Below are 19,570 nucleotides of genomic sequence, written 5' to 3' on the forward strand. Positions count from 1 at the left end.
GTTCAGGTTCGCGCCTATCATGCCTTATCGGTCCTCAGACTGCTGCCAATTGCTGGTCCAATTCTTCCACCGCGCTTTGCACCGCATCGAGCCCGCTGTCCAGTTCGGCACGGGTGATGATCAGCGGCGGTGCCAGGCGGACGACCGTGTCGTGAGTGTCTTTCGAAAGCACGCCATGACGCAGCAGAATTTCGCAGAATGTTCTGGCATCCACAAGGTCCGGATTCAAGTCGATGCCGGCCAGCAGGCCGCAGCCACGCACGTCTCGTATGGATGGACTTTTGAGGGCCTTGAGCCGGGTTTGCATGTGGATGCCGAGTTCAGCCGCGTGCGCCACCAGTCCTTCTTCTTCCAGCAGGGTCAGGGCTTCCAGCGCTACTGCCGCGGCCAGCGGATTGCCGCCGAAAGTGCTGCCGTGGTCGCCTGGCGTGAACACCCGCATTACGCGGTCGTCGGCAAGGAACGCGGAGACCGGCAACAAGCCGCCGCCGAGCGCCTTGCCGAGTATCACGCCATCGGGCCGCACCTGTTCGTGTTGGCAGGCAAGCAGACGGCCGGTGCGGCCGAGCCCGGTCTGCACTTCGTCGGCGATCAGCAGTACATCGTGGCGGCGGCAGATTTCCGCGCATGCGGCGAGGTAGCCCCTGGGCGGCACGACGATGCCGCCTTCGCACTGGATCGGCTCGACCAGAAATGCGGCGGTGTGCGGCGTGATGGCCGCCTCCAGCGCCGCGGCATCGCCGTACGGAACCGTCTTCAGTCCGGGAGGGAAAGGGCCGAAGCCGCTGCGGTATTGCGCCTCGGTGGAGAGACCGACAATGGCGATGGAGCGGCCATGAAAATTGCCGGCGCAGGCGATGATCTCGGCCTTGCCATCGGCAATGCCCTTAATCTGGTAGCCCCATTTGCGCGCCGCCTTGAGCGCCGTTTCCACAGCTTCAAGGCCGGTGTTCACCGGCAATGCGCGCTCGTAACCCAGGAGTTCGGCGAGCCGCTTGAGGAACAGGGGGAGACGGTCGTTGTGGTAGGCGCGCGAAGTGACGGCGAGGCGCCTGGACTGGCTGTCGAGCGCCGCGACCAGACGCGGATGGGCATGGCCGAAAGACAGCGCGGAATAGGCGGCCATCATGTCGAGGTAGCGCCGGCCGTCCGCATCCCATACCCAGCAGCCCTCGCCGCGCGCCAGTACCACCGGCAACGGCAGGTAGTTATGGGCACCGTGCTTGCTCTCCCACGCCATCAACTCGTCGGCCTGCGGCAGACACAGTGCTTCGAGCAGATCGACGACCAGGCGGCCGGTGCGATGAGCAATATCGCGGCCGGGATCGTATTCGGCGATTTCCAGCGCGGCGAAATCAGGGTGGCGAACCAGCCCGCGCAGAACCTGGCGCAACTGTTCGGCATCGAGGCCGCCCGGCGCGGGTACCGCCACAGCGGGCGCCTCTCCTGGATCGATGGCATCGATATCGAGGCTGATGCCGAACGCCGCATCGCCGCGTTGTGCGATCTCCAGCGCATCGGCCATCACGGCGGCCAGGCCGCGTACGCGAATCTCGTCCATCGGGAAAATGCGCACGCCTAACGCGTGCAGCAGTTGCAGCTCGCCATCTTCCCAACTGTGTGCGCCGACCAGTGCAACGCGCCGTGCTTCGAGCACCGGGCCGGTAATCGCCTCCAGTCCTGCCACGCCGGCGCCGAGCAGCGCCGCCAGCGGCATACCGTGCGGATTGCCGGTGGGGCTGCTATACGGCGTATGCGCGTCGAGGTGGGCATCGATCCACACCAGGCCGAGAGGTTTTTTCAGCGCCCGGGCAACGCCACGCCAAGTACCCGCTGCCATGGCGTGATCGCCGCCGAGAACGATTGGCAAGAAGCCGTTGGTGGTGACTGCTGCCGTGCTATCGGCCAGCCTGCTGCACAATTCCGCCAATGCAGACCAGCGTCGGCCGACGGCGGGAACGAGCATCGTCTCCCATTGCGCCGACAGGCCCGCACGCCGCGGCGCATCAAGAACGCCCAGCGTTTTTAGCGCCGACGGGCCTTGTTCCGTGCCGGCCCCGGGCGCACCAAGTGCGCTGGCGACGCCGATCAGGCGCAACTCAGGCAGGCGATCCAGGGAGGTCATCATGATTGCGTTCCTTTGCCGGTTTGATTTTCTGGTTTGACAGCCGGTTCCGTTATTCGTTCGGAATGAAGCCGTGACGCATGGTGTTGCGGCTCATGCTACGGCTCCAGAGAAACTGTTTGAGATAGTCCGCTCCGCCGGCCTGCACCCCGGTGCCCGACAGCTTGATGCCGCCGAACGGGTGCACGCCGACGCGGGCGCCGGTGATCTTGCGATTGAGATACAGATTGCCGACATGGAAACTCTCCTGCGCCATCTGCAAGTGGGCAGGCAGGCGTGAATAGACACCGCCGGTCAACGCATAGTCACTGTCCATCGCCATGGTAATGGCGGTCTCGAAATCGGGCGCGCGCATCACCGCCAGCAGCGGGCCGAAAATTTCTTCGCACGCCAGCCGATGCTGCGGCCGGATGCCGGCAAAAATCGTCGGCGGCGCATACCAGCCCTGCACCGGCACTGTTCCCTGCCAAACAAGGCGGCCTTCGTCCTTGCCAATTTCAATATAGTCCAGCGCCTTCTTCTGTGCGGCTTCATTGATCAGGGGGCCATGCGTGAATTCCGCCTGCTCCGGCGGTCCCCAGGGCAGTGTGGCGGCGGCTTCAACGAGCCGCGCCAGTAACCGGTCATGCACCTGGCCAACTGTGATCAGGCGCGAACAGGCCGAACATTTCTGCCCCGAGTAGCCGAAAGCGGACTCCAGAATGCCGGTCACCGCATCGTCGAGATCCGCATCCTCATCCACCACGATGGCGTTCTTGCCGCCCATTTCACATACCACCTGCTTGACGTGGCGTTGCCCCGGCGCCGGCGTGTGGGCGCTCTGGAGAATCTGCAAGCCGACCCGCCGCGAACCGGTGAAGGCGATGACATGCACTCGCGCATCGGCCACCAGCGCCGCGCCGACAGCTTCGTCGCCCGGCAGCAACCGGCACACATCCGCCGGCAGGCCGGCGCGGTGCAACAAGTCGAGGAAAGCATGTGCGATCAGCAGGCCCGGCAGGGCCGGCTTCATCACCACACAGTTGCCGGCGACGAGTGCTGCCGCGGTCATGCCGGCGAGAATGGCGAGCGGGAAATTCCACGGTGCGATCACCACCGCTACGCCGCGCGGCACATAGACGATGCGGTTATCTTCGCCCGGGAAGCGCACGGTCTCGTGCCAGCCGGAGAGTTGTTCCATCTGCGTCGCGTAATAGCGCAGGAAATCCACCGCTTCGGCGACATCGGCATCGGCCTCGCGCCAGGGCTTTGCCGCTTCGAGCACTTCGAGTGCGGCAAGCGCACGGCGTTCCGCCACCATCAGCTCGGCAGCGTGGCGCAGCAGGCGCACGCGTTTGGCCACCGGCGTGTCGCGCCATGAGGGGAAGGCCGCGTTTGCGGCTGCTACCGCGACACTTGCATGTTCGGGTCCGGCCAGATCGACAGTGCCCAACACATCGTCGGGATGGGCGGGATTGCGTGCGCTGTTGCAACCAACGGGTTGTGCCAGCGCATAGCGGCGCGGCAACGTGGCGCGCACTTCCGTCAGAGCAGACTGAAAGGCGGAACGCTCGTTGTCAAGCGAGAAATCGAGCAGAGGCAGATTCGTAAAGACAGCGGTGGCCTCTTTGACAACGCCGGAATTCGTTGCGGGCGGCGGCGCCATCAGTGTTTCGAAGCCGCGGCCTTCTACATAGGTTTGGCGCAGGATCGATGTAGAGGCCGTGTTTTCCAGCAGCCGCCGGATCAGATAGGCGATGCCGGTGATCGGATTGCCTACCGGCACATAGATCCGCAGCGTGGCGCCGCTCGCCGCGATCGCATCGCGCAACGGTTCGGCCATGCCGTAGAGCATTTGCGCTTCCCATTGCGTTGGGGCGAGCTTGAGCCGTCGCGCACAGGCCAATGCCACGGCCTGGCTGCGCAGGTTGTGCGAGGCAATGGCCGGATGCAGGCTGTCGGCATGCTGGAGCAGATAGCGCGTCAGACGTTCGTACTGCGCATCCGTTTCCGCCTTGCCGTGGAATACCGGCAGCGGCCAATGGCGCTGCGCCGCCCAGGCGCATTCCTGATCCCAGTAGGCGCCTTTCACCAGGCGCACGCCGAGCCTGCGGCCGTGACGCTGCGCGCAATCAAGCAGCAGATCGATGTCGGTGGCGGTTTCTGGAAGATAGGCTTGCAACGCGATGGCCGGCTGCCAATGTCCGGGCCATTCGTTCAGCATATCGAGAAAAAGACGCAGGATCAGCGGCTTCAGTTCGTGCTGCTCCATGTTCACCGAGAGTGTGGCGCCGCTCGCCGCGGCGGCGGCGACGATGGGCGCCAGCCGGGCAAAGACGCGGCGGCGCGTGCCCTCCGGATCGAGCGGGTCGAAACGCGGTGTCAGCGCAGTGAGCTTGAGCGACAGATGCGGCGGATTTTGGCCAAGGCGCGGCATCCGCTGCAGCAGGCGCAGATTGCGCTCCCGATAGGTATCGGCCTCGGTTTCGGTCAATACCGCTTCACCCACTGCGTCCATTGTCACTTGTGCCGGCACGCGCGCAAGTTGTGCGATGGCCCTGGCCACGCCGGCATCGGATTCCTCGGCGAGAAAATGATGTGCCAGTCGCTTCGACTGCAGGCGTACCAGCCATGCCAGCGACGGTCGCGCGGCCCATTGCAACAGCCAGCCTGCCGAGCCGGAAACACCGGCTTCGTCGATATAGGCGCGCAGATGCGCTGCTATCCGAGGCGAATCGGCAAGCTGGGGCAGGACATCGATAAGACGGAACAGGGCGGCCAGCAATCGTTCATCGGCCATGGCATAGGCCAGCAGGCTGCCGTTGAATCCGCGATAGAGAGCAGGGCGGCGTGCGGAGGCAAGAGAGAACAACTCCTGCCCGGCGCCACGGACGTCAATCTCAGCATCAAGCGCAGCGTCGAACGGATAGCGTGAACCCATGACACCTCCGAGATCGTCATGTCTGTCAAAGACAACTTCCACTCTGCACCATAGTTGTTCTGATGCAGATGGGGAAGGGCGCCAGCGCTTTGATGTGTTCTACTTGATGCCGCCACCTGTTAAATGCCGAACAAATCAATGCTGTTCGGGCTGGGCTTGCCGAAGACACGAACGGCGCTCGGGACAGGCCTGTCGAGGCCTGTCCCGAGCGGAGCCGAAGGGCTCAATGCGAACGGGGTTAATCGGCGTTTTTAAAACAGCGCGTCTCCCCCTTTTTGCTTTCGCAGCAGCGAAGGACAAGGCCGGCTCAACCGCCTTTCTTATCCTTTACTCGAGGCGGCAAGTTCCGATCTCAATGCGCCCCGGCGCTTTCGTCGTCCATGTGATGCGTATCCCGATACGTCGCGGAAAGCGCTATTCCCACTACAAACAACCCGGCGATAACCGCATCCACGAACGCCACGGTGTTATGGGTAAAGCCCATGACCCACGGTGAAACGATCATCCATGCGCCAAGAACCAGCGTCACCCAATCTTCCCATATGGCATGCATGTACATCGCCAAAACGGCAATAGCGGCGATTGCCACCCCCATCACGAGGAAGTTCATCGTATCCATATCGACCCAGTGAAAGAAGCGGAATACCCACGGCGAGAGGAATAACCATATTCCGACTATCAGGTTTCCGGTTTCCTGCCAGTGTTGGCTTTTCATTGCTATCTCACCTCCTTCTGTCTCATGCCTGCGAACATAAAATTAGATATGTCGATGATCACAATGGTTCAATTGCCATATGCCTGATTTGATTGCTGTCATCCCGTGCGCTGTACCAGGAGTGATGATGTTCTCGTGGCAGGATAAAGATGGTTGGCACGATCGGTGCATGGAATTTATTACAAAAGATTGCATCCAATGTGATGGACATTTGCACCTTTCATAGCTACTAAAGGAAAGAAGGAGATACATCATGACGATCTTTGCTCGCTACCAAAACCGCTACGAGTCCACTTTGGAAGAAGAGATGTCCCTGCAGGAATATCTGGAGGTTTGTCGTCGCGACGCTACGGCGTATGCCAGCGTTTCCGAACGCATGCTGATGGCGATCGGCGAACCGGAACTGGTTGACACACGTCTCAATCAACGCATGTCGCGCATTTTTGCCAACAAGATCATCAAGACCTATCCGGCGTTCCGCGATTTCTACGGCATGGAAGAGGCAATCGAGAGCATCGTCGCCTACATCCGTCACGCCGCCCAGGGCCTGGAAGAGAAGAAACAGATTCTCTATCTGTTGGGTCCGGTCGGCGGCGGCAAGTCCTCCCTGGCAGAGAAGCTCAAGTCGCTGATCGAAAAAGTGCCTTTCTATGCGATCAAAGGCTCGCCGGTGCACGAGTCGCCGCTGGGTCTGTTCAAGGTTGAGGAAGATGGGACGTTGCTGGAGGAGGATTTCGGCATTCCGCGCCGCTACCTCAACACCATCATGTCACCGTGGGCGGTGAAACGCCTGCACGAGTACAACGGCGATATCACCAAGTTTCGTGTGGTCAAGCTCAGGCCCTCGGTGTTGCGGCAGATTGCCGTGTCCAAGACCGAACCGGGCGACGAAAACAACCAGGATATCTCCACGCTGGTCGGAAAGATCGATATTCGCAAGCTGGAGGAATATTCGCAGCATGATCCGGACGCCTACAGCTACGCTGGCGGACTGTGCCTCGCCAACCGCGGCCTGCTCGAATTCGTCGAAATGTTCAAGGCGCCGATCAAGGTATTGCATCCGCTGCTGACTGCAACCCAGGAGAATAACTACAAGGGCACCGAGGGTTTCGGCGCCATTCCCTTCGACGGCATGGTGCTGGCGCACTCAAACGAGGCGGAGTGGGTGGCCTTCAAGAGCAATCGCAACAACGAGGCTTTCCTCGACCGCATCTATATCGTCAAGGTGCCGTATTGCTTGCGCGTTTCGGAAGAAATCAGGATCTACGAGAAGCTGGTCGACAACTCCTCGCTGGCCAAGGCGCCGTGTGCGCCCGATACCCTGCGCATGATGGCGCAATTTTCCGTGTTGTCGCGCCTCAAGGAACCGGAGAATTCCTCGATCTATTCGAAGATGCGAATCTACGACGGCGAGAACCTCAAGGATGTCGACCCGAATGCCAAGTCCTATCAGGAATACCGCGATTTCGCCGGCGTCGATGAAGGCATGACCGGCTTGTCGACCCGCTTTGCCTTCAAGATTCTGTCCAGGGTTTTCAATTTCGACCACCGCGAGGTTGCCGCCAATCCAGTGCATCTGATGTACGTGCTGGAACAGCAGATCGAACAGGAGCAATTCACGCCGGAACTGGAGCAGCGCTATATGGGATATATCAAGGAATTCCTCGCGCCGCGTTACGCCGAGTTCATCGGCAAGGAGATCCAGACCGCCTACCTGGAATCCTATTCCGAGTACGGCCAGAACATCTTCGACCGCTATGTCGTCTATGCCGATTTCTGGATCCAGGATCAGGAATATCGCGATCCGAACACCGGCGAGATTCTCGACCGCGGCACCCTTAACGACGAGTTGGAAAAGATCGAAAAACCTGCCGGCATCAGCAATCCGAAGGACTTCCGCAACGAGGTGGTGAACTTCGTCCTGCGCGCCCGCGCCGGACGCGATGGTCACAATCCGTTATGGACCTCCTACGAAAAACTGCGCGTGGTGATCGAGAAGAAGATGTTCTCCAATACCGAAGAACTGCTTCCCGTCATTTCCTTCAACGCCAAGGCCAGCGCCGACGACCAGCGCAAGCACCAGGACTTCGTCAATCGCATGATGGCCAAGGGCTACACCGAGAAGCAGGTGCGGTTGCTGGCCGAGTGGTACCTGCGGGTGCGCAAGTCGTCTTAACCGCGCATGGTCGCCGCGCCACCCCAAAGGATGAAAATGCGCAAAAGCAAATTGAACGCCCCCCACCCCCATGCCCCGCCCCAAGGCGGGGCTACTGATCAGCTCGCTGCGCTCGGTGTCATAAGGCGCTTCGTCGCTGTTTTTTCACGTTAATGGGAGAGCGTGCCGACGAACGAGACATCTTCCGATGTCATGCGATTAAAGGAGGGAGGGTGAATGATCCGTATCGTTGACCGACGTTACGACAGCAAGAACAAGAGTACGGTGAACCGCGGCCGTTTCGTCCGCCGTTTCAAAGGCCAGATCAAGAAGGCCGTGGGGGAAGCGATCGCCCGCCGCAGCGTTACCGATATTGACAACGGCGAGAAGATCGGCATTCCGGCCAAGGATATTTCCGAGCCTCATTTTAGCCATGGCCGCGGCGGGCGCTGGCATATCGTGCAACCGGGCAACGACCGTTTCAATAGCGGCGACGAAGTGGACCGGCCATTGGGCGGCGCGGGCAGCGGTGGTGGCGGCGAAGCCGGCGCGGACGGGGAAAGCCTCGACGATTTCGTATTTACCCTGTCGCGCGAAGAATTCCTCGACATCTTCTTCGATGACATGGCCCTACCCAATCTGGTCAAGACCCAGCTCTCGCGTATCGACGAGTACAAGCGGGTACGCGCCGGTTACACGCAGACCGGCACTCAGTCCAACATCAACGTGGTGCGGTCGTTGCGCGGCGCTACCGGCCGCCGCATTGCTGTCGGTTCCCCCTATCGCAAGGAACTGCGCGCAGCCGAAGAAGAACTGGCCGACCTGGAGGCGCATGGCCAGGGCGACAACGACAGGGCCGACGAATTGCGCCGCACGATCACCCGTCTGCTGCGCAAAATCGAACGCGTACCTTTCATCGACACCTTCGACTTGCGCTACAACAACCGCATCCGCATTCCGCTTCCGTCGACTCAGGCGGTGATGTTCTGCCTGATGGATGTGTCCGGCTCCATGGACGAGGCAAAGAAGCAAATCGCCAAGCGCTTCTTCATGCTGCTCTACCTGTTTCTGACTCGCACCTACCAGCACATCGAAGTTGTCTTCATCCGCCATCACATCCATGCCATCGAAGTGGATGAAGAGGATTTCTTCACTTCGCGCGAATCGGGCGGTACCGTAGTATCGAGCGCCCTGGAACTGATGCTCGGAATCATCCGCGAACGCTATGGATCGAGCGCATGGAATATCTACGGCGCCCAGGCCTCCGATGGGGAAAACTGGAATAACGATTCGCCCTATTGCCGGGAGCTACTCGATAAAAAGATCATCTCCCTGCTGCAGTACTACGCCTATATCGAAATCACCACCGACAAACCGCAGAACCTGTGGCTGGAGTACGAGAAAGTCCGCGCCGCTCATGCCGGGCGTTTTGCAATGCAGCGCATCGGCGGACTGCCCGACATCTATCCCGTGTTTCATGAGCTGTTCCAGAAAAAGCTCGCCTGACGCCATGGAGATAACCGACACTCTGCCGCTGACCTCCGAATGGAGCTTCGAACTGATCGACCGCTACGAAGAGGAGATCGGCCGCGTCGCCAGGCATTACGGACTCGATTGCTACCGCAACCAGTTCGAACTCATCACCGCCGAGCAGATGATGGATGCCTATGCCTCCATCGGCATGCCGGTGTATTACAACCACTGGTCGTTCGGCAAGCACTTCCTCGCCACCGAGAAGCGCTATCGGCGCGGCCAGATGGGGCTGGCCTACGAAATGGTGATCAACTCCGATCCCTGCATCGTCTACCTGATGGAGGAGAACACGATGACCATGCAGGCGCTGGTCATCGCCCATGCCGGCTATGGCCACAACTCGTTCTTCAAGGGCAACTATCTGTTCCGCACCTGGACCGCCGCGGAAGCCATCGTCGATTACATGGTGTTTGCCCGTAATTTCATCGCCGAGTGCGAGGAGCGTTACGGTGAGGATGAAGTGGAGCATCTGCTCGATGCCTGCCACGCCTTGATGAATGTCGGTGTCGACCGTTACAAGCGGCCGCCCACACTATCCCTGCAAAAGGAAAAGGAACGCCAGCGGGAAAGGGAGTCCTACCTGCAATCGCAGGTGAACGATCTGTGGCGCACCTTGCCGCCACAACTGGAACGGGAAGCGAAAAAGGTGGACAAACGCTATCCCGAGGAGCCCGAGGAAAACCTGCTCTATTTCATCGAAAAAAGCGCGCCGCTGCTGGAACCCTGGCAGCGCGAGGTGGTACGCATCGTGCGCAAGATCGGCCAGTATTTCTACCCGCAGCGCCAGACCAAGTTGATGAACGAGGGCTGGGCCTGCTTCTGGCATTACACCCTGCTCAATCATCTCCATGACGAGGGTTTGCTCTCCGACGGCTTCATGCTGGAATTCCTCCAGTCGCATACCAATGTCGTTTATCAGCCGCCTTACAACAGCAAGCATTTCAGCGGCATCAACCCCTATGCCCTCGGTTTCGCCATGTGGCGCGACCTGCGGCGCATCTGCGAACAACCGACCGGCGAGGATCGCGAGTGGTTTCCCGGCATCGCCGGCAGCGACTGGCACGAAACCCTGGATTTCGCCATGCGCAACTTCAAGGACGAGAGCTTCATTGCCCAGTACCTTTCGCCCAAGCTGATGCGAGATTTCCGGCTGTTCGCGATTCTCGACGATGACGCCCGGGACAAGCTGAAGATCGAGGCCATTCATAACGAGCAGGGCTACCATGACCTGCGCCGGATCGTCGCCGATCAATACAACCTCGGCAGCCAGGAACCGAACATCCAGGTCTGGAACGTAGACCTGCGCGGCGACCGCTCCCTCACCCTGCGCCACATCCGCTATGAAGGGCGTCCCCTGGGAGAGACAAAGGACCAAGTGCTGCGCCATGTGGCATCGCTGTGGGGTTTTCTGGTGCGGCTTGAAGAGCAGGACGAGCAGGGAGGGGTCAGGCTGCTGGCCGAAACCCTGGTAGACAGGCGCAAGCCGAGGAAATGACCGAGGGGGATCCCCGTGGGATAACGGGCATCCGTAATGACCCCGCAAGGATTAGCGTTGATTATGCCGTGCGCCTGGCCTATGGTGGATCACAAAGCAGCAATTGATTAAGGTTTCTCGCCTTCATATCAGGACTCACGCCATTAACAATCAACGAGGATAAGTACGTCAGCGGTATCCGAACAGTAAGGTCCGCCACCTGGTAGCGGATCTGCTCGACCATCCCCGAGATTGGACGTATAAATTCGATGTGGTTTTCGAGCGCAACACGATTCAGGTCTTGCCCGGTGAGTACCGGCTTCGCGCCTTGAAATCAATCGCAGAAACGATGGCCTCTGGCGGTGTGGCCCTGGTTTCCTGCCGAAGCCGGATTCCGGGAGAAGGGCAAGACAAATTTCCACTGCCACTCGACCGGGACGAAATAGACGGATTTGTCCGTGCCGGTTTAAAGGACGAGGGATTTATAGCCTGGGATGACGAACAAGAGCCACCAGTGCCACATTTCTTTGCCTGCTATCGCAGATCAGCGAAGGCCAATTCCTGGTTGTTATATGGCATATCCGGATTTTTATGTGATTGATAATTTACTGTGCAGCGCCCAGTGGCATTGGGTTATGGCTTATGCGGTTTAAATCTGGCTCAAGTCGGCCAATACCCGACTCTCATGCGCTAGAAGGAAAAGTGTCGGGAACGGCTGCTATCAGCATTACGGACAGCCGGGGTTAGGATGTCGCTCCCTTCAACCAATCAGGCCGTCGGTTCTGAGCGCTTATGATTGATGAGAGCGGGGTGCGCCTGATGGCGGTAGGCGCGTGCCTTTTCCAGGTTGTCATGCGTTAAGCCGGTTCTAATCTTGCGTGCAAATTATTTGTCGATATTCGTTGACGGGAATCTGCGAAAGGAGTTAACTGAAACTGTTTCGACGATTCGGTTCGGGTTGGATTCTCAAACTAACAATCGAAATCTGGTTACTGCATTAACGCTTCGCTGTTGTGCACGCCCCGTTTTGCGGGTGTACCTGAAGCGAACGGGCAGCGACCACGCTCTGCTCAATGTTTGAGGATTAACCCGATTCGGGTAGCCGAAGCAAGCTGCGCGAAGTTAATCGCTTAGCGTGAAGACCGCGAATGCGGGATGTATGTGAGGGGAGGCAGACTTATTGCTGATACTTCTAACATTTCAACTCTGAAGCCGGTAACTACAGACCGGCACACATCACGGTGACGTGACGAAATGAAGCCACGGCAAGTGGCTAACCCGTGAAGCCCTGCGAATTGAGCGCGGGGCTTTGCATTTGTGGCAGCTATTTTCGACGAACTAAAACAACGCATGCACCGTCGCGAATCGGCCATTAGGAGACTGCCACCAAAAGGCGACGGATAATTGGTCAATAACAGGCACACTTAAATGACCAATGAAATTTGGAGAATAAATATTGAGCTCTAACACCAAACCGGCCCCGATGATTCGACTCGCTAACGGGATACAGATGCCGCAATTGGGTCTCGGCACTTGGCCCATGGACGACGCCGAGGCCGCTCGTGTCGTACCGCAGGCGATTGAACTCGGATATCGACTCATTGATACTGCAGAGAATTATCAAAATGAGATTGGCGTCGGTGACGGTATTCGCGCCTCCGGCGTTGATCGATCCGAGATTTTTGTTACTACAAAATTCAATCGCCAGTGGCATAGCATTGAGGGAGCTCATACAGCGTGCGGGGCCAGCCTGAAGCGCTTTGGGTTGGATTACATCGATCTGCTGCTTATCCATTGGCCGAATCCGGATCAGGATCGCTACGTCGAAGCCTTCCAGGGACTGATCCGGCTGCAAGAGGCGGGACTAGTCCGGGCGATTGGAACCTCCAATTTCAAGCCCATGCACTTGCAGCGCCTCTTCGACGAGGGGCTGATACCTCAGCTCAACCAGATTCAGTTGGATCCTTATCATCGGCGTGATGATCTGGTAGCTCTCCATCGAGCCAGGGGCATCGTCACTGAATCCTGGCGACCACTGGGGTGTGGCAATGCCATGCTGCAAGATCGTGAGATCCTTGCGATTGCGGAACGCCATAACCGTACGGCGGCTCAGGTACTGTTGCGCTGGCAGGTTCAACAGGGCTTTGTAACCTGCCCAAAGTCATCCGATCCTCAGCGCTTGGTTCAGAACCTCTCCATCTTCGATTTCGACCTGTCAGTTGAGGATATGGCAGTTCTTGATGCGATGGATCGGCCAGACCCGGAGATGTTAGACGCTGATAGCTTTGGGCACTGAGTGGGTGACTTCCCCTGCTTGGGAGCATGTACTACTTGCACCACAGTCGTTCTACCATCGGTGGCAAAGCGGAGCGCGGAAGTTCACTTCCCTCATCTCGCACGAAGAAGTCAGCGCACATACCGCGCAGCAACTGCCGTTCAATATCCACCGCGAGAAATCGCGGGCTGGTGTCAATGTGCTTGTAGCGCGCCATGGGAATACCCGGGGCAAAGTTTCCATGCTGGCAGCTGATATTCCATTTGGTTCACAGCAGAATACGGCTATGAAACTGCTTTTTCCACAGCCTCGTTGAATCCGGGGCACAACTGTGACATGCCACCAGGCAAACGCCAAATCTGATGCGCCCATATCTTTCATGCCGTACTATGCTGATAATGTATAAATCACGGATTACGGATGGCCGAAATAACCGGCGCAACCCGCTAAACAGTCAGGAGGATCCCATGAGCGAATTGGCAAACAAGGAATGCATTCCCTGCAAGGGCGGTGTGCCCGCATTGAAAGGCCGCGAGCTGACTGTCCTGCTGGAGCAATTAGGGCACGATTGGCGCTGCATCGACGAACATCATCTTGAGAAAAAGTACGACTTCCCGAACTTCCGGCAGGCGCTCGACTTCACCAACCGGGTCGGCGAACTGGCGGAACGGCAGGGCCATCACCCCGACATTTATTTGGCGTGGGGAAAGGTCGTGCTGACGATCTGGACTCACAAGATCGACGGTCTGACCGAAAGCGATTTCATTTTTGCGGCCAAAGCCGATCAGCAACTCAATCAACATTAAAGTAGTTGCAGCGGGAAGCTCCGTCTCCCTCTGTGCCGCAAACATCTGGAGCAAGAACGTGCGCCGCGAACATGACCTGATTGGGGAACGCAATGTTCCCAACGATGCCTACTACGGCATTCATACGCTACGAGCGTTGGAGAATTTCGCCATCAGCGGCACCTCCATTTCCATTTACCCCGACCTGGTGGTGGCGCTGGCCTGCGTCAAGCAGGCAGCGGCGCTGAGCAACAATGAACTGGGCTTGCTTGATGGCGCACGCACGCAAGCCATCCTGCTCGCCTGCGAGGAAATCCGCGAGGGCAAATTGCTTGACGAGTTCGTCGTGGATGTCATCCAGGGCGGGGCTGGCACTTCCACCAACATGAACGCCAACGAGGTGATCGCCAACCGCGCGCTCGAACTGCTCGGTCACGCCAGGGGCGAATACCAGTACCTGCACCCGCTCGAACATGTCAACCTGAGCCAGAGCACTAACGACGTGTATCCGAGCGCCGTGAACATCGCGGCACAGTTCGGCATCAAGAAGCTGATCGCGGCGATGGCGGAACTGCGCGAAGCCTTCGCGGCCAAGGCCGAGGAATTCGTCGATGTGCTCAAGATCGGTCGCACCCAACTGCAGGATGCGGTGCCGATGACCCTGGGCCAGGAGTTCTCGACCTATGCGGTCATGCTCGGCGAGGACGAGGAGCGCCTGCGCGAAGCAGCCATGTTGATCGCCGAGATCAACCTCGGCGCCACCGCCATCGGCACCGGCATCAACGCTCCTCCCGGCTATGCGGCGCTAGTGTGTCAGTATCTCTCCGACATCACCGGCCTGCGCCTGATCACTGCGCCGAATCTGGTCGAGGCCACCCAGGATGCCGGCGCCTTCGTGCAGCTTTCCGGCGTGCTGAAGCGCGTTGCGGTCAAGCTGTCCAAGACCTGCAACGACTTGCGCCTGCTTTCCTCCGGCCCCCGCGCCGGCTTCGGCGAGATCAACCTGTCGCCGATGCAGACCGGCTCATCGATCATGCCGGGCAAGGTCAATCCCGTCATCCCGGAGGTTATGAACCAGATCGCCTTCGAGGTGATCGGCAACGATGTCACGGTCAGCTTCGCCGCCGAAGCGGGCCAGTTGCAGTTGAACGCCTTCGAACCCATCATCGCGCACAGCATTTTCAAAAGCATCAACCATCTGACCCACGGCTGTCTCACGCTGGCCGAGCGCTGCGTCAAGGGCATCAGCGCCAACCGTGAGCATCTGCGCCATAACGTCGAACATTCCATCGGCATCGTTACCGCCTTGAATCCCTTCATCGGCTACGCCAGTGCGACCGAGGTGGCGCAGGAGGCGCTGGCGAGCGGCAAAAGCGTCTATGCAGTGGTGCTGGAAAAAGGCCTGCTCAGCAAGGAGCAGCTCGATGCGTTGCTGCAACCCGGCACGCTGGTCCAGACGCGCTGAGGTCAAGCCTGTTTCGGCAGGGGAAGCGGTATGTGCCGGAGATAAAAAGTGGGCATTTCGGAAACGCCGTGTTGTCAAACCACGGTTCACCAACTATGGTGTATAGGCGAACTTTTTAGTTCGTGGGCACGTCTTCGTGAAGTGCAGGGAACGCCGGCTACACGAAAGTCATGGAGGTCAAGATGGTCACACTTGACGTGAATGGCACTCGCCACCGCATGGACATTGATCCCGATACGCCTCTGTTGTGGGTCTTGCGGGATGAGCTGCGGCTGACAGGAACGAAATACGGCTGCGGCATCGCCTCCTGCGGCGCTTGCACCGTGCATGTGGATGGCGTACCCATGCGCGCTTGCGTCACGCCGGTCTCAGCGGTGGCAGGCAAGCGCATCACGACCGTGGAAGGATTGCGCACGAAGGCGGCAAAGGCAGTACAGTCCGCATGGGAAAAGCTCGACGTCGTTCAATGCGGCTACTGTCAGTCGGGGCAGATCATGGCCGCAGTTGCGCTGTTGGCCAGCAACCCGCGCCCGACCGACGCGGAGATCGATTTCGCCATGTCGGGAAACCTGTGCCGCTGCGCAACCTACCTGCGCATCCGTGCCGCGATCCATGAAGCGGCGCGGGCCTTGGTCTGAGGAGCGTGCCATGAACAACCTCAAGATAGAAAACGAGAGCCGGCGGGATTTCCTCAAGGCCGGCGCGGGCCTGACGCTAGCCCTATATTTTCCGGTCGTGAGCGGAACTGCGGAGGCGGCAGACAAGGCCGGCGCCGTCGCGAAATTCGAGCCGAACGCCTTTGTGCGCATCGGCAGCGACAACACCGTTACCGTCATCGCCAAGCACCTTGAAATGGGACAGGGCACCTATACGGGGCTGTCCACCCTGATCGCGGACGAGCTCGATGCCGCCTGGGCGCAGATTCGCGTCGAAGGCGCGCCGGCCGATGCCAGGCGCTACAACAACCTGAACTGGGGACCGATGCAGGGCACCGGCGGCAGCTCGGCGATTGCGAATTCCTTCGAGCAGATGCGCCACGCCGGCGCCACTGCGCGCGCCATGCTCGTCGCCGCCGCGGCCAAGCGCTGGCGCGTAGCGGCGGAGACCATCGGCGTGCGCCAGGGCGTGTTGACCGATGCGCAAGGCCACCGCGCCACCTTCGGCGAACTTGCCGCCGACGCGGCCAAGCTGTCCGTGCCGGACAGCGTCACGCTCAAGTCGCCGCGGGATTTCGTCTATATCGGCAAGCAGGTGCCGCGCAAGGACAGCCGGGCCAAGGTCGACGGCACGGCCATTTATACGCAGGACATCCAGCTGGCGAACATGCTGGTCGCCGTAGTTGCCCACGCGCCGCGCTTTGGCGCAACGCTCAAGTCCTTCGACGCCGCACACGCCCGCAAGGTGAAAGGCGTCGTCGATGTCGTCGCCATACCGACGGGTGTCGCCGTCCTGGCGCGCAATTTCTGGGCGGCGAATAAAGGGCGCGACGCGCTTGATGTCGTATGGGACGAGTCGGCGGCGTTCCGCATGAGCTCGTCCGAAATACTGCAGATGTACCGCGAACTGCTCGACAAGCCGGGCGCCGTCGCCCGTAGCGAAGGCCAGGGGGCAGCCGCGTTGGGCGGTGCGGCGAAGCAGCTCAGCGCCGATTACAGCTTCCCCTATCTCGCCCACGCGGCGATGGAGCCGCTCGACTGCGTCGTCCGCCTCGGCGCGAAGAGCTGCGAAATCTGGAACGGCGAGCAGTCCCAGACCGTCGACCAGAGCAACGTTGCCAAGGTAGTCGGCCTGGCGCCGGAACAGGTCAAAATCACCATGCTTTACGCGGGCGGCAGCTTCGGCCGCCGCGCCAATCCTCATTCCGATTATGTCGTCGAAGCGGCGCAGATCGCGAAGGCCATCCACGGACGGGCACCGATCAAGCTGGTGTGGACGCGCGAGGACGACATGCGTGCCGGCTACTACCGTCCGGCCTACGTGCATCGCCTCGCTGCCGCTCTCGACGCGAGCGGCAATCCGGTAGCCTGGACGCACCGCATCGTCGGGCAATCGATCCTGGTCGGCACGCCGCTGGAAGGCGGCATGGTCAAGAACGGGGTCGACCAGACCTCGGTCGAAGGCGCGACGAACCTGCCGTACGCGATTCCCAACCTTCATGTAGACTTGCACTCGCCTACGCTCGCGGTGCCCGTGCAGTGGTGGCGGGCGGTGGGGTCGACGCACACGGGCTTTTCCACGGAGGCCTTCATCGACGAGCTCGCCCATGCGGCGAACAAGGACCCCGTGCAATTCCGCCGTACCTTGCTGGCGGGGCAGCCCCGGCACCTGGCGGCCCTCAACCTGGCGGCGGACAAGGCCGGCTGGGGCGCCGCCCTGGCGCCCGGCAAGGCAGGCGAGAAACGCGGCCGCGGCATTGCCGTGCATGAGTCCTTCAATACGGTCGTGGCCGAGGTGGCCGAGGTGACGGTAAAACCGGACGGCAGCTACCACGTCGACCGCGTCGTCTGCGCGGTCGACTGCGGCATCGCCGTGAATCCCGACGTCATCTGCGCCCAGATGGAAGGCGGCATCGGCTTCGGACTTGGCGCTGCGCTATATGGCGAGATCACGCTCAAGGATGGCAGGATAGAGCAATCCAATTTCAACGATTATCCGCTGCTGCGGATCAATGAGATGCCGCAGGTGGAAGTGCATATCGTGCCGTCCGCAAGCAAGCCGAGCGGCGTGGGCGAGCCGGGCGTGCCGCCCATTGCACCGGCCGTCGCCAATGCGCTGTTCGCCGCAACCGGCCAGCGCCTGCGCAATCTCCCGCTGCGCCTGGCATGATCGACAGCGCCGACCTGCAAGTGCTGCACACGGCTGTCACGTGGCTGTCTGCGGGGCGGCGCACCGTCCTGGCGACGGTCGCTCGCACATGAGGATCCTCGCCGCGGCCTCCGGGCGCTTGAGCCGCGTTGCGGATTCCGGTATCCGCGCGGTCATTGCTCATGCCAAGGATGACGAGGCGCGGCGGTTCTGTGAGCATTTCGATTTTGATCCAAGCCCGACCGACCCATATCATCTTCACTTGTTGATCAAGATCTGCGAAAAGCAGCGACATGATTGAGACGTCAGCCATTTGAGGCGTTCCAACCTTGATCCTGCCGGTAGCGCGTCAGTCTTTCGCCCACAGCATGCCGTCGCACTATGAGCGCTGCGCGCGGCCCCGGTGCAACAACACGGTCGCCTACCGCCAGATTTCCGGGAGCGGCGCAATCAGCAAAGTCCCTCTACGATCTGCTGCCCATGAACGATGTGCTCAATGCCAATTTCCAGCGGGCCGGTCCAATCTGAATTGCAAGTAAAAAAATCCTGCACCCTGCTGTTGCCTGCTCCTACGGGTTCATTGCCGCTGGAAAAAATGCTTCGTTTCGAACGCTTTCAGTTGCCGATCTCGTTTTCGGCAGGTTAGGCAGTGGGCTGCCTCAATTCAGCGATGGCACCCCTCAGAACTTTCACCGCAGACTCCAAAAACATGAGTGCCAGTGCCAATCCAATCAAAATATCGGGCCAACCGGAATGTGTAAGCCATACGCCGCCGGCTGCCACAAAAACCGAAAGGTTGGAAGCAATGTCATTGCGTGAACACTCCCAAACCGAACTCATGTTGATGTCTTCCTCACGGTGCTTCCAGAGCAGAGTCAGGCAAGTGCCGTTTGCGAGTAGCGCCAGCAGGCTGACCAGGCCCATGGTTTCATATAGCGGGATGACCGGAACAGCGATCCGGTAAGCAACCTGACCGAGCACAAAAAGTCCTGCTGTCAGAATCAGCAGGCCCTTGAACAAGGCAACCTTGGCTTTCGTGCGTGAGTTGCGGGAGACCGCGTAGAGACTCAGTCCATAGGTCATCGCATCACCCAAATTATCGAGAGAATCGGACAACAGCGCTATCGATCCCGCCATCAATCCTGCAACCAGCTCGATTACAAACATCACGGCATTGATGCCAAGAACGATCTTAAGCGTTCCGCTCTGTCGATCTCTCATTGCATCGAGTGCACAGGTTTTGTTTTCGCAACAGTCTGACATGCGGGATTGCATCAATAAGGGTTGTTTGTAATGATGACAGAAATGCGCGACCAAT

The 19,570-nt window shown here is 59.6% G+C and carries 13 protein-coding genes; 9 read left to right on the forward strand and 4 right to left on the reverse strand.

The genetic code is table 11. The features are described 5' to 3' along the window. Positions 1-34: 34 nt before the first annotated feature. The 3 genes from rocD to K5E80_RS01615 form a co-directional block, all read right to left on the reverse strand. On the reverse strand, positions 35-2,128 hold the full coding sequence (rocD, locus tag K5E80_RS16885; RefSeq protein ID WP_220634509.1) for an ornithine--oxo-acid transaminase: 2,094 nt from the start codon (positions 2,126-2,128) through the stop codon (positions 35-37). Between the two features lie 49 nt (positions 2,129-2,177). Then, the gene (locus tag K5E80_RS01610; protein WP_220634510.1) at positions 2,178-5,045 is read right to left on the reverse strand and encodes a proline dehydrogenase family protein; all 2,868 of its coding nucleotides are present in this window, start codon (positions 5,043-5,045) and stop codon (positions 2,178-2,180) included. A gap of 352 nt (positions 5,046-5,397) precedes the next feature. Beyond that, positions 5,398-5,760, reverse strand: a complete 363-nt coding sequence (locus K5E80_RS01615) for an SPW repeat protein (protein WP_220634511.1) — start codon at positions 5,758-5,760, stop codon at positions 5,398-5,400. A 253-nt stretch (positions 5,761-6,013) separates the two neighbouring features. Between K5E80_RS01615 and K5E80_RS01620 the strand changes: the two genes are divergently transcribed. The 9 genes from K5E80_RS01620 to K5E80_RS01660 all read left to right on the forward strand — a co-directional run bounded on the left by K5E80_RS01620 (position 6,014) and on the right by K5E80_RS01660 (position 18,553). After that, positions 6,014-7,936 carry a PrkA family serine protein kinase gene (locus K5E80_RS01620; RefSeq protein ID WP_220634512.1) on the forward strand — a complete coding sequence of 641 codons (1,923 nt, stop codon included), beginning with the start codon at positions 6,014-6,016 and terminating at the stop codon, positions 7,934-7,936. 216 nt (positions 7,937-8,152) lie between these two features. Next, positions 8,153-9,421 carry a YeaH/YhbH family protein gene (locus tag K5E80_RS01625; protein WP_220634513.1) on the forward strand — a complete coding sequence of 423 codons (1,269 nt, stop codon included), beginning with the start codon at positions 8,153-8,155 and terminating at the stop codon, positions 9,419-9,421. Positions 9,422-9,425: 4 nt separating this feature from the next. Continuing rightward, a complete protein-coding gene (locus tag K5E80_RS01630; protein WP_246590828.1) occupies positions 9,426-10,943 on the forward strand; it encodes a SpoVR family protein in 1,518 nt (505 codons plus the stop codon). Between the two features lie 1,489 nt (positions 10,944-12,432). After that, positions 12,433-13,218, forward strand: a complete 786-nt coding sequence (locus tag K5E80_RS01635; protein ID WP_281420332.1) for an aldo/keto reductase — start codon at positions 12,433-12,435, stop codon at positions 13,216-13,218. 446 nt (positions 13,219-13,664) lie between these two features. Continuing rightward, complete coding sequence (locus tag K5E80_RS01640; RefSeq protein ID WP_220634516.1) at positions 13,665-14,003, forward strand: 4a-hydroxytetrahydrobiopterin dehydratase; 339 nt, start codon at positions 13,665-13,667, stop codon at positions 14,001-14,003. Between the two features lie 58 nt (positions 14,004-14,061). After that, positions 14,062-15,447, forward strand: a complete 1,386-nt coding sequence (gene aspA, locus K5E80_RS01645) for an aspartate ammonia-lyase (RefSeq protein ID WP_220634517.1) — start codon at positions 14,062-14,064, stop codon at positions 15,445-15,447. A 182-nt stretch (positions 15,448-15,629) separates the two neighbouring features. Then, a complete protein-coding gene (locus K5E80_RS01650) occupies positions 15,630-16,085 on the forward strand; it encodes a (2Fe-2S)-binding protein (RefSeq protein WP_220634518.1) in 456 nt (151 codons plus the stop codon). Between the two features lie 10 nt (positions 16,086-16,095). Next, positions 16,096-18,273 carry a xanthine dehydrogenase family protein molybdopterin-binding subunit gene (locus tag K5E80_RS01655; protein WP_220634519.1) on the forward strand — a complete coding sequence of 726 codons (2,178 nt, stop codon included), beginning with the start codon at positions 16,096-16,098 and terminating at the stop codon, positions 18,271-18,273. A gap of 88 nt (positions 18,274-18,361) precedes the next feature. Continuing rightward, complete coding sequence (locus K5E80_RS01660) at positions 18,362-18,553, forward strand: hypothetical protein (RefSeq protein ID WP_220634520.1); 192 nt, start codon at positions 18,362-18,364, stop codon at positions 18,551-18,553. Between the two features lie 341 nt (positions 18,554-18,894). On the opposite strand, the gene K5E80_RS01665 is transcribed toward K5E80_RS01660, so the two are convergent. Further along, the gene (locus K5E80_RS01665) at positions 18,895-19,515 is read right to left on the reverse strand and encodes a cation efflux transmembrane domain-containing protein (RefSeq protein WP_220634521.1); all 621 of its coding nucleotides are present in this window, start codon (positions 19,513-19,515) and stop codon (positions 18,895-18,897) included. Positions 19,516-19,570 lie beyond the last annotated feature (55 nt).

It is taken from the genome of Georgfuchsia toluolica, from assembly GCF_907163265.1.
Taxonomy (GTDB): domain Bacteria; phylum Pseudomonadota; class Gammaproteobacteria; order Burkholderiales; family Rhodocyclaceae; genus Georgfuchsia; species Georgfuchsia toluolica.

Coding starts and splice junctions, on each gene's coding strand:
- rocD (WP_220634509.1), bottom strand. CDS start 2,128: ATGATGACCTCCCTGGATCGCCTGCCTGAGTTGCGCCTGATCGGCGTC.
- K5E80_RS01610 (WP_220634510.1), bottom strand. CDS start 5,045: ATGGGTTCACGCTATCCGTTCGACGCTGCGCTTGATGCTGAGATTGAC.
- K5E80_RS01615 (WP_220634511.1), bottom strand. CDS start 5,760: ATGAAAAGCCAACACTGGCAGGAAACCGGAAACCTGATAGTCGGAATA.
- K5E80_RS01620 (WP_220634512.1), top strand. CDS start 6,014: ATGACGATCTTTGCTCGCTACCAAAACCGCTACGAGTCCACTTTGGAA.
- K5E80_RS01625 (WP_220634513.1), top strand. CDS start 8,153: ATGATCCGTATCGTTGACCGACGTTACGACAGCAAGAACAAGAGTACG.
- K5E80_RS01630 (WP_246590828.1), top strand. CDS start 9,426: ATGGAGATAACCGACACTCTGCCGCTGACCTCCGAATGGAGCTTCGAA.
- K5E80_RS01635 (WP_281420332.1), top strand. CDS start 12,433: ATGCCGCAATTGGGTCTCGGCACTTGGCCCATGGACGACGCCGAGGCC.
- K5E80_RS01640 (WP_220634516.1), top strand. CDS start 13,665: ATGAGCGAATTGGCAAACAAGGAATGCATTCCCTGCAAGGGCGGTGTG.
- K5E80_RS01650 (WP_220634518.1), top strand. CDS start 15,630: ATGGTCACACTTGACGTGAATGGCACTCGCCACCGCATGGACATTGAT.
- K5E80_RS01655 (WP_220634519.1), top strand. CDS start 16,096: ATGAACAACCTCAAGATAGAAAACGAGAGCCGGCGGGATTTCCTCAAG.
- K5E80_RS01660 (WP_220634520.1), top strand. CDS start 18,362: ATGAGGATCCTCGCCGCGGCCTCCGGGCGCTTGAGCCGCGTTGCGGAT.
- K5E80_RS01665 (WP_220634521.1), bottom strand. CDS start 19,515: ATGTCAGACTGTTGCGAAAACAAAACCTGTGCACTCGATGCAATGAGA.